The following is a 10,320-nucleotide window of genomic DNA, read 5'->3' as shown; positions in this document are numbered from 1 at the left end:
CCTTCAAAATACCGAACAAAAATGTCCATTAAAACCGCTCTATTGGACAATTTTTGTGGAAAGGTATGCCAAAATGTCTAATAGAAGGGACCAATCCTCTCTTTATTGGACAATTTCTTTAATAGTTGAATCAAAACTGTCTAATAGAACAGCTCTTTTGGACAATTTTTACAGAAAAATAAGGCAAAGTGTCTAATAGGAGGGACCAATCACGCTTTATTGGACAAAACCTTCAAAATACCGAACAAAAATGTCCATTAAAACCGCTCTATTGGACAATTTTTACAAAAAATAAGCCAAAATGTCTAATAGAATTGGCCAAACCAACGTACTTGAACGAAACGATAAAAATCCAATTGCATCACTACTGGAATTTTATCCTTTTTTGTAATAAAAAACCCCCTGTTCAAATGGGGGCTTAATTTAAAAACTATCCTTGTTCTTTTATTTGCTTACATTTTTCTTCCAAATCGCCAATCATTTGGATAAGCCGGTCGATTTCTTCCAAGTCGACATGTTCCGGCTCCATCGTTTCCAATGTTTCAATAAATGAGTTGAATCGTTGTTGCAAAATGTCAAACTGTTTATCTTGAGTCGTTGGCAAAAAAATAACTCCCTTCCAATGATATCTGTCCTTATTATACACCTTCTTTCATTTTAGAGAACTGCCCTAATTTTGACAATGAAACAAACCAGTTTCTTCCTACTTTCTTTTAATCCCACAAGTGAAACTTCCATCAATGGGGTTTTCTTCATCCCCCACTGGTGGTGGGAAATCCGTCCCCCACCCATCTTTTTTGTAAACTCGAGAAACTTGAGGTGGGAGTCTTACTGCCCGTTAAGTCGGGATAAATATGGCGGCTTATCTTGGCATTTCGACTGCGGAAAATTTAAAGGAAACGTAATCCTGAATCGGGATCCATGCCCCAATGCCTTGAGACGTAATATTTTTCACGACAATCGATTTTTTTCCGCCTTTTAAAACAAGATAAACTTCTCCATACGTAACGGTTCCTTTTTCATTCACGGCAGGTGCATATGCATCTAAATAACCGACTTTTCGGCTTGGAATATTGTAGTATTGATCTTTCTTCGTTCCTGCTCCGACAACCGTATCAAAGGACAACGGGAATTTTGTTTTTTCAGCTGCTTTTAACAACATCATCTTTTTCACATCATTTGCATGGGGAATTTTTGCCGTCAAACCACCGCGCACAATTTTTTGAACTTCTTGTACATAATGGAATTTGTAAGGTGCATCGCCGCCACGATTATCATAATAATTCGTATTGATTTGTTGATATTCCCAATTCGGTGATGTTTCTTTTGATACATAGTTAAGCGGCCATTGTCCCAAATATATCGTTGCTTTATGTCCCATGGCAATGATCGGTTTATTGATGGAAGACTCATTTAGCATTAATATTAAATCCGGATTTTCTATTTTTACTTTCGATGTTTCAAGCAATTCTTTCGTTAATTCACTTGGTTGAAGTTGTGGCAAATCTTGGGATGCATTTGGATACGTATTTTCCTTTGCCACATTTAATACAAAACTTGGAATTTCGAATTTTTGCTCCGGTTTACTTTTTGGTGGAACTTCTGTTTTTTCCGCAAAACTTATCGGATGATTTAGAATCACAGTCAATAATAATGCCAAGACTAGAAAAAATAACTTCAATAAGGGTTTATTCATCTTTGAAACTCCTTCCATGTTCATTTTGACTATATTTTTCGCTATGCTTGTTATTCTTATCCAAAAATTTTTCTAAAAAAAATTGTTTTAAAATCAGAATATTAATAAAACGTCCGCAATATTTATGTATTAACAAAAGGAAAAGGAGGGAAGCAAATATTCCATTCTAACACTGCACCTGAGAGGAGGGGACAGACGAAGATTTTGGATGGAATGCATGAACCTCGCTTGGAATCGTGAATGAACTTTTGGGGGTGAATCGTTCAAACTATTTTTAAAAAACTAATCGTAAAATAAATGAACCGGGTGGGTTATGAATTGCCACTCGGTTTTATTTTTTAGTGGTGTGGAAAGATGGCTACATACATTGGTGGAAATGAAATGTCCGATTTGCAACGGTGTGGAAAGATGGCTGCAAAATTGGATGGCTGAATACTTTCGGTTTGTTCAGACCTACACATGTTGGTCGTATAAACCTTGCCACACATGTAACTTGTAAGCCCATTGACAATGAGTGTGCAGTTCCCCACAAGAGCGTAATTTTTAGTATTTTTGCAACTTGAAAGCCATTTATAATCAGTGTCCCCTACGATTGAAATTCCACGTATTTCCACCCGATCTCTCCTTTCAAACAAATAGTTTTATAATAAATAACATTCTAATACGAATAAGTTTCCCTTGCCAACTTTGCAATTTACCGATACCATTCATATTATGGAAATTACAGTAAGGGAGAAATCGGATCATGAAAAACACAAAGTTACGCTTCCCCATTTTAGTTGCGCTTGTCATCATTTCCGGTTTGTCACAAGGGATGTTGTTACCATTGATTGCGATTATTTTAGAAAATCGCGGGGTTTCATCTACGGTCAACGGACTACATGCAACAGGCTTATATTTAGGGGTATTACTTGCTTCTCCGTTTATGGAAGCACCGCTCAGAAAATTCGGCTATAAGCCCTTAATTATTACCGGTGGGTTGATTGTTATTATTTCTTTATTTTTATTTCCGTTTTTGAACACCATAATGATCTGGTTTATTTTGCGGTTGTTAATTGGTATCGGTGATCATATTCTTCATTTTTCAACCCAAACATGGATCACTTCATTTTCACCTCCAGAAAAACGAGGTAGAAATATATCTCTTTATGGGTTATCTTTTGGGATTGGTTTTGCCGTCGGGCCGCTTTTAACCAGGTTAGTCGACATCAACGAAAACTTGCCGTTTTATGTAACAGCCTTCTTTAGTTTACTTGCATGGCTGACCGTCTTTTTTTTACAAAATGAATATCCCGATCAAATTAATAATGACATGGAACCGGTAAGCATCCGATCAACAATTGGCCGCTTTGGTAAAGTACTTAAATTTGCTTGGGCACCGCTTCTCCCGGCTTTATGTTACGGTGTATTAGAAGCATCACTTAACGGTAACTTCCCTGTATATGGATTGCGGCTAGGTTTTGATGTTCATTTAATTGCTGTTATTATTTCCGCTTTTTCAATCGGTGCCATTATTTTTCAATTGCCGCTGGGGCTGGCAAGTGATCGATTTGGTCGAAGAAATGTATTATTATTTGCTATGTTAATCGGCAGTGTCATTTTCTTAAGTGCCAGTATCTTTGAACATTCCGCCTATTTTCTGTTAGCCGCCTTTTTTATTGCCGGAATGCTTCTGGGTTCCACCTATTCATTAAGTATTGCATTTTTAACGGATACGATCCCGAAACACCTATTACCGGCAGGAAACTTATTAATTTCGATTTGTTTTAGCTTAGGTAGCATTTCCGGGCCTTTTCTCGGCGGTCTTGCCATTGAGCATTTACCTAACATTAGCTTTTTCTTTTTAATTAGCTGTATCCTCTTCCTCATCTTTTTTGGTCTTGCCGGATTTAAAGAGGAAAAACAACTTCCTCTTGCTGATCAACGTTGGAATTTTTAATGTACGAAAAAAAACAGGCTATTCTTGATTTAAGAAGGATAGCCTGTTTTATTTTGCTTTATTTATAATTATTTTTATTACTTATTTATAATTACTTTAAACAAAATGGGCCTTTTCCCTTTTCAATTTACTATAATATGATATAATGATTATACAAAGATATGGGTAAAATATAGCAATGACAATGATTCTCAACTACTAGAACAATTACATTTTAACAGATGTGAATTGATTTCCATTCTCAATTAGGTAAACAAAATTAATAAAATCCCAATATGTACTTGAGATTTATTCTCAATTAGGTAGGAGCGTGATTTAAATGGAATTAAATATTAGCCTTCGAAAAAAACTGATGAAAGAAAATCAACTTCTTAAAGAGAAACTGCTCCGAATTGAACCCTATATCGAATTAGGATTCGCCCTTTTTAGCGGTATTCTCATTTTAACAGGTTGGATTTTGGCAAAACTTGACCAACAAGCGGTTTCTGTCTTCTTTTATATCTTAGCGTATGTGATTGGAGGCTATTTTAAAGCGAAAGAAGGCATTACAGATACGATTCACAATAAAACACTGAATGTCGAACTGCTTATGGTGCTTGCGGCATTAGGTTCTGCCATAATCGGTTATTGGGAAGAAGGAGCCATCCTCATTTTCATTTTTGCATTAAGTGGTGCTCTTGAAACGTATACAATGAGTAAAAGTAGAAAAGAAATCTCCGCATTGATGAGTTTACAACCGGAAGAAGCATGGCTGATTAAAGATGGAAAAGAAGTAAAAGTTGCAGTCGAACAATTACAAGTTGGTGACCATATTTTCGTAAAACCGGGCGAACGAATTCCGGCAGACGGGCGTGTTATTAAAGGAAGAACAAGCGTTGACCAAGCTGCAATTACGGGTGAATCGATTCCGGTCGGTAAAGGACTAAATGATGATGTTTTTGCCGGAACCGTGAACATTAACGGTTCGATTACCGTCGAAATTACAAAACCGAGCAGCGAAACATTATTTCAAAAAATTATTACTTTAGTTCAAAATGCCGAAAGTCAAAAATCCCCTTCTCAACAATTTATTGATCGTTTTGAAGGCACATATGTAAAACTGGTATTGGCGATTGTTTCATTGATGTTATTTTTGCCACATTATATTTTCGGATGGAGTTGGAATGAAACATTTTACCGGGCAATGGTATTGTTGGTGGTTGCCTCTCCATGTGCTGTCGTTGCCTCGATTATGCCGGCAACATTATCGGCCATTTCAAACGGTGCCAGAAAAGGGATTTTGTTTAAAGGTGGTTCACACTTGGAAAGTTTAGGAAATTTACGAGCTATCGCTTTTGATAAAACAGGGACATTAACGCAAGGAAAACCGGAAGTGAGCCAATATCTTGTAAAACCGGATTTGGAAGATGAAAAGCAAAAGATTTTGCAAATTGTTGCCGCCATTGAAAAACACTCAAATCACCCGTTAGCCCAAGCTATCGTCCGCTTTGCCACAACAAAAAATCAAAATGTACCATTTGAGCTTGATTCGATAGAAGACGTTAGCGGATGGGGAGTAAAAGCCTTCTTCAACGGTGAAATTTGGAAAATCGGGAAACGGGCCTTTATGGATGGAAATATTGAAGAAGTTATTGATGAAAAGCAAAGATCTTTCCTAGAAGAACAAGGGAATACAATCGTCTATATTGAAAAAGATCAACAAGTTGTCGCTGCTTTTGCATTGAAAGATATTGTGCGAGAAGAATCAAAACAGGCGATCACCAATTTGCAAGCTTTGGGAATTGAACCAATCATGTTAACCGGTGACAACGCCAATACCGCAAAGGCTATTGCAAGTGAGGTAGGCATCAGTCATTATATTTATGAATGTCTTCCGGAAAATAAAGCCAACGAAATACGCGCAATTAAAGAAAAATATGGATTAACCGCAATGGTCGGTGATGGGATCAATGATGCACCTGCTTTAGCCACTGCTGATATTGGAATGGCAATGGGAGAAGGAACGGATGCCGCACTGGAAACCGCCGATGTTGTCTTAATGAAAAATGATTTAACGAAAATTTCTCAAGCGATCCATTTATCTAAACGAATGAACCGCATTATTAAACAAAATCTCGTCTTTTCAATCAGTGTCATTATTTTATTAGTCATGTCCAATTTTTTCCAATCAATTGACCTGCCACTAGGAGTTATTGGGCATGAAGGCAGTACAATATTAGTCATTCTGAATGGATTAAGACTTTTAAAATAAGTAGTTTTTTTATTCCTTCTAATGGTTAGTCGAGCCAATCGGACACTTATCTTCCTCCTTTACCTGAAGTCTCAGGAGGAAGATTTAGTGACCGCTTAAAGCAGGGCACTGATGGTTAATTGAACCAATCAGAATTTACGGGCAGACCCCCACCTATCCTCTTTATAAACTCGAACATCTTTAGGCGGAAGTGTTACTGCCCTTTAAAACGAAGCTCTTCAGTGGGGCAACTATCCCCCACTGAACGCTAATGTGCACGTCCTTGTGTAGCGTCGTAAACAATTCAGACGCAACTAATAACAGCTTGTCATTTATCCATTTTCTCACTTGCAATTTTTTCGTTTATTTTCCTCATTTAATCCATTTATTTCTCCGCCAATAATCAACACTGCACCGGTTATATAAAACCAGATCATCAACACGATAATAACCCCGAGACTGCCATACATAAACGTATAATTTCCAAAATTGTTCACATAAAAGGAGAACCCCATTGAAGCTAGTATCCAACCTATCGTTGAAAAAACAGCTCCGGGAACCACTGTTGCACATTTCATTTTTCGGTTAGGTGTCAGAAAATAAACTGCACTGAAAACAATAAAAAGAATCACGGAACTAAGACTAAAACGAATCGTGTTCCATGTGTCGATAAATTGATCCGTATAGCCAAATTTTGAAGATATATAGATCCCGATATGTTTCCCGAAAACCGGTAATAGAAGAGCAATAATAAATACTGCAATCATAACGATCGTTAGCAGAACAGACAATCCGCGGACAATGAAAAATGGCCGGTCATCATCAATTTCATATGCCAGATTCATCGCCCGAATAATGGCATTCATTCCATTCGAAGCAGCCCAAAGTGTTGCAATAATACCAAATGATAAAATCCCGCCATTATGCTTTTCCAATAATGTATCCAATGTAGAGTCTATAAAAGTTATTGTTTCGCCTGGAGCAAAGTCACTAATAAAATACATAATATCCTCGGTTTTAAGCGGTAAATAGGGTAGTAAGGAAAACATCGTAATTAATAATGGAAATAGCGATAATAGAAAAAAATAAGCCAGTTGTGCCGAATACCCGAGAGAGTCATGCCTTATAATTCTTCTATATAAATCCAACACCCAATTTATACTCTTTTTTATATTAATCATCGTATCACCTGTTCATTTTGGAATATCCAGCAATTTAAGAAAACTTACATCCTTCATTTGAGGTTTTTTTATGAAAAACCATCGGCAAAACCCGGTAATGCTGTTTTCTATCATTGGTTTTCATTATTCGAATTTGCCTTTTCATACTCTTTACTTTCCTGTTCATCCGTAAATGTTTTTACTGTTTGCAGACTAAGTTCTTTTATTTCCGAAGCTTTTTCGGTAAGAAATTGGATATCACGATTAAATTGCTGAATAGAATTTCGAACTTGATCAAATTTTCCTTGGATTTCATCAATCGTTTCTCGCGGGTTTAAAATGACTCCCTTTATTTGTCTCGCCTTTTGTTTTCCTTCACTCAAAGCCTGTTGCCGAACCTCTTTATCGAATAAAGTGATCACACCACCGATTAACGCACCGTATATTATGCCCTTCACAAATTTATTATTCATCATGTCCCCCTCTTTCAGCCAATATAATTTTGGAAACGATAAAAGAGTAATTTTCTATTAATTATACTACAAACCATGCTCAGCCTTTATTTTTTCCAATAATGCCCGACATCCCATTGTTACCAAATGATATACTTGTTCAAAATTTCCTGTGTAGTAAGGATCCGGCACATTATTTTCATCCGCATCCGGAACAAAATCCATTAATTTTGCCACATAAGCCTTTGGATGTTCTTTTCGCAAACGTTGGATCCCTGAAAGATTGTCATCATCCATGGCAATAATATAATCAAACTTGTCCAAATCATCTGCTTCAATTTTCCTGGCAATTAGTCCTTCCCCGGAAATATTATATTTCTTTAAAATTTTTCTTGTACCGTGATGCGGACCTTCCCCAATATGCCAACCACCAAGACCCGCCGAATCAATGAAAAATTTGTCACCAAGCCCCTCTTTATTTACGTAATCACGGAACACCGCTTCGGCCATCGGTGAACGACAAATGTTTCCAAGACAAACAAATAATACCCGTATCAAAATGATCACCTCATTTAAATCATCTATGGAGTCTGTCCAACGAATTCTTAACTTATGTTTATGAGTAGCTAACATGTTTTTGTGGACAGACTGACAAGACCTTACACTTTGCATTATAACAAAAAATCATTTCAACTGAACATAAGCTATGCTATGATTAACAATATCATTATTTTTTATCATTTTACATATAAATGAGCGAATGAAGGCAAAAATCTGTACGGGATCAAATTGATATCCTCACTGAAGTATAGGAACATAAGCTAAATGCGTCATATCCTTGTGGGACCAACATTGTGATCGACGCACCCATTTTGGTGGGAGTCCTTGACTTCCCTACTAAGTATGAGATAAATTTTTGACAAGGGGGATAAGAATGGATTTATCAGTCAAAAGTAAGGAAAATATGGTGTATATGGTTGATAAAATATCGGAAAAATTAAATTTTATCAATACTAGTATAATGAAAGCCAGTCAATTTGACGAGGAAAAATACGAAGAACTTTTCGATATTTATCAACTTGTCATTAAGCGGGACCGTTTTTCACCAAACGAAAGACAAGCTATTGCTGAAGAGCTGGGATCCTTGCGAAAAAAATGAATAATAAGTAAAACAACCCTCATTTGTACGGAGGGTTGTTTTATTATTAAGCGATAAGCTAATCTAAAGGTTCGGAAATTGGGGTTTTTGCGCTATAAATGGTAAACTAAAGGGGATTAAAACAAGCGCATCCGCATTGTGGCCAAGGTTTGTTCACTATAAATGGTGAACTAAAATAATAGGCTGTTTATTAAAAACGATAAGGGTGGGAGTCGGATGGATTTATTTTGGCGAATTGCAGAAGAAAAAATTCAAAAGGCATATCAGGATGGGGAGTTTCGTAATTTAAAAGGGATGGGTAAACCGTTAAATTTGAAAGATGATTCAGGAATTCCCGAGGATTTAAGGATGGCATACCATATATTAGAGAATGCCGGTTTTAGTCCGGAAGAAGCCGAATTGAAGAAGGAAATTATGACCACCCAAGATTTAATGAAAAATTGTTTGAATGATGAAGAGCGGAAACAATTTGAGCAAGATTTATCAAAAAAATTATTACAATACAATTCGTTGTTGGCAAAGAAAAGAATCCGTACCAATTCATCTGTTTTTAAAAATTATCAAAGGAAACTTGAAGACCGGCTTTTAAAATGAAATTAGATAATTTTTTGGTAAACTAGAACAATCAATGTAGAAAGAGTACAATAGAATATTGAAGGCGAATATTTTAGTATTTGAAGGCGGTGTAGAAATGATCGTTTTAAAATCAAAACGTGAAATTGAAAATATGAGGGAGGCAGGTAAAATTCTTGCTTCTTGCCATAAAGAAATTGCAAAAATGATTGAACCGGGCATAACTTCCTGGGATATTGAAGTGTTCGTTGATGAATATTTAAAAAAACATGGCGCAACACCGGAACAAAAAGGTTATCACGGGTATAAGTATGCCACATGTGCAAGTATCAATGATGAAATTTGTCATGGATTTCCAAGAAAAACCCCATTAAAAAACGGCGATATTGTGACAATTGATATGGTTGTTAATTTAAACGGTGCTTTGGCCGATTCCGCTTGGTCATATGGTGTCGGTGAAATTTCCGAATTGAACAAAAAGTTATTAGAAGTTGCAAAAAATGCATTATATTTAGGCATCGAAAAAGCAGTACCGGGCAACCGAATCGGTGATATTGGTCATGCAATTCAAACATATGTGGAAAAAGAAGGGTTTTCCGTTGTCCGTGAATTTATTGGACACGGTATTGGACCATCGATGCATGAAAAACCGGATGTTCCCCATTTTGGTTTACCGGGAAAAGGGCCGAGAATTAAAGAAGGGATGGTATTCACCATCGAGCCAATGGTCAATGTCGGGAAATATTTATCAAAAATGGATGCAAATGGTTGGACAGCCCGGACAATCGATGGAAAAAACTCGGCTCAATATGAACATACCATTGCGATTACCAAAGAAGGTACATTGATTTTAACAGACCAAGATAATCTAGATTGATAATCATTAACTGTGGTGTCAGGGTGTTGGCGGGATCTTTCTCGGCAAGAATTTTTGGGCGGGGTGAATCTATTTTTGCCGATGAGACTTACTCTCGCCGACAATTTTGTGTGAGGAACTTTTTTTGGCGACGAAACCTGTTCTCGTCGTCGTTTTTGCGCGGGAAACTCCTTTTTTCAGCGACGAGACCCTTTCTCGTCGTCGTTTTTGGGCCGGAAACTTCATTTTTTGGCG

The 10,320-nt window shown here is 36.9% G+C and carries 11 protein-coding genes; 6 read left to right on the top strand and 5 right to left on the bottom strand.

Annotated features, from left to right (window positions below; translation table 11 throughout):
* Positions 1–196: hypothetical protein (locus LIZ98_RS15295; protein ID WP_227203119.1), on the top strand; the 196-nt coding region annotated here is incomplete at its 5' end.
* Positions 197–430: 234 nt separating this feature from the next.
* On the opposite strand, the gene LIZ98_RS15290 is transcribed toward LIZ98_RS15295, so the two are convergent.
* Both LIZ98_RS15290 and LIZ98_RS15285 read right to left on the bottom strand, forming a co-directional pair.
* A complete protein-coding gene (locus LIZ98_RS15290; protein ID WP_227091950.1) occupies positions 431–604 on the bottom strand; it encodes an SE1561 family protein in 174 nt (57 codons plus the stop codon).
* Between the two features lie 258 nt (positions 605–862).
* Positions 863–1,681: a YfkD family protein gene (locus tag LIZ98_RS15285; protein WP_375293593.1), complete on the bottom strand. Its 819-nt coding sequence runs from the start codon at positions 1,679–1,681 to the stop codon at positions 863–865.
* Between the two features lie 760 nt (positions 1,682–2,441).
* On the opposite strand from LIZ98_RS15285, the gene LIZ98_RS15280 reads away from it, so the two are divergent.
* Together LIZ98_RS15280 and LIZ98_RS15275 are read left to right on the top strand one after the other, a co-directional pair.
* Complete coding sequence (locus LIZ98_RS15280; protein ID WP_227140154.1) at positions 2,442–3,635, top strand: MFS transporter; 1,194 nt, start codon at positions 2,442–2,444, stop codon at positions 3,633–3,635.
* A 319-nt stretch (positions 3,636–3,954) separates the two neighbouring features.
* On the top strand, positions 3,955–5,886 hold the full coding sequence (locus tag LIZ98_RS15275) for a heavy metal translocating P-type ATPase (protein WP_375293592.1): 1,932 nt from the start codon (positions 3,955–3,957) through the stop codon (positions 5,884–5,886).
* 323 nt (positions 5,887–6,209) lie between these two features.
* On the opposite strand, the gene LIZ98_RS15270 is transcribed toward LIZ98_RS15275, so the two are convergent.
* The 3 genes from LIZ98_RS15270 to LIZ98_RS15260 form a co-directional block, all read right to left on the bottom strand.
* Complete coding sequence (locus tag LIZ98_RS15270; RefSeq protein WP_192878699.1) at positions 6,210–7,046, bottom strand: YihY/virulence factor BrkB family protein; 837 nt, start codon at positions 7,044–7,046, stop codon at positions 6,210–6,212.
* 110 nt (positions 7,047–7,156) lie between these two features.
* Positions 7,157–7,498, bottom strand: coding sequence for a hypothetical protein (locus LIZ98_RS15265; protein WP_034768392.1), 342 nt, complete (start codon positions 7,496–7,498; stop codon positions 7,157–7,159).
* A 66-nt stretch (positions 7,499–7,564) separates the two neighbouring features.
* Positions 7,565–8,035, bottom strand: a complete 471-nt coding sequence (locus tag LIZ98_RS15260; RefSeq protein WP_227140157.1) for a low molecular weight protein-tyrosine-phosphatase — start codon at positions 8,033–8,035, stop codon at positions 7,565–7,567.
* A gap of 376 nt (positions 8,036–8,411) precedes the next feature.
* Between LIZ98_RS15260 and LIZ98_RS15255 the strand changes: the two genes are divergently transcribed.
* From LIZ98_RS15255 to map, 3 genes are all read left to right on the top strand, one after another.
* Positions 8,412–8,636 (top strand): DUF1128 domain-containing protein, encoded by a 225-nt coding sequence (locus tag LIZ98_RS15255; RefSeq protein WP_041901795.1) that lies wholly within the window; start codon positions 8,412–8,414, stop codon positions 8,634–8,636.
* A 216-nt stretch (positions 8,637–8,852) separates the two neighbouring features.
* On the top strand, positions 8,853–9,230 hold the full coding sequence (locus LIZ98_RS15250; RefSeq protein ID WP_227140155.1) for a DnaJ family domain-containing protein: 378 nt from the start codon (positions 8,853–8,855) through the stop codon (positions 9,228–9,230).
* Positions 9,231–9,327: 97 nt separating this feature from the next.
* Positions 9,328–10,086 (top strand): type I methionyl aminopeptidase, encoded by a 759-nt coding sequence (gene map / locus LIZ98_RS15245; protein ID WP_108899063.1) that lies wholly within the window; start codon positions 9,328–9,330, stop codon positions 10,084–10,086.
* The last annotated feature ends 234 nt before the right edge of the window (positions 10,087–10,320 follow it).

The sequence above is a fragment of the Caldibacillus sp. 210928-DFI.2.18 genome (assembly GCF_020554505.1).
In the GTDB taxonomy this organism is placed as follows: Bacteria; Bacillota; Bacilli; order Bacillales; family Caldibacillaceae; genus Caldifermentibacillus; species Caldifermentibacillus hisashii.
This window is presented reverse-complemented; position numbering and strand designations above follow the sequence as displayed.

Bases quoted from the DNA above. Each gene is read 5' to 3' on its own strand.
- LIZ98_RS15265 (WP_034768392.1), bottom strand. From the start codon at position 7,498: ATGAATAATAAATTTGTGAAGGGCATAATATACGGTGCGTTAATCGGT.
- LIZ98_RS15255 (WP_041901795.1), top strand. From the start codon at position 8,412: ATGGATTTATCAGTCAAAAGTAAGGAAAATATGGTGTATATGGTTGAT.
- map (WP_108899063.1), top strand. From the start codon at position 9,328: ATGATCGTTTTAAAATCAAAACGTGAAATTGAAAATATGAGGGAGGCA.
- LIZ98_RS15270 (WP_192878699.1), bottom strand. From the start codon at position 7,046: ATGATTAATATAAAAAAGAGTATAAATTGGGTGTTGGATTTATATAGA.
- LIZ98_RS15280 (WP_227140154.1), top strand. From the start codon at position 2,442: ATGAAAAACACAAAGTTACGCTTCCCCATTTTAGTTGCGCTTGTCATC.
- LIZ98_RS15250 (WP_227140155.1), top strand. From the start codon at position 8,853: ATGGATTTATTTTGGCGAATTGCAGAAGAAAAAATTCAAAAGGCATAT.
- LIZ98_RS15275 (WP_375293592.1), top strand. From the start codon at position 3,955: ATGGAATTAAATATTAGCCTTCGAAAAAAACTGATGAAAGAAAATCAA.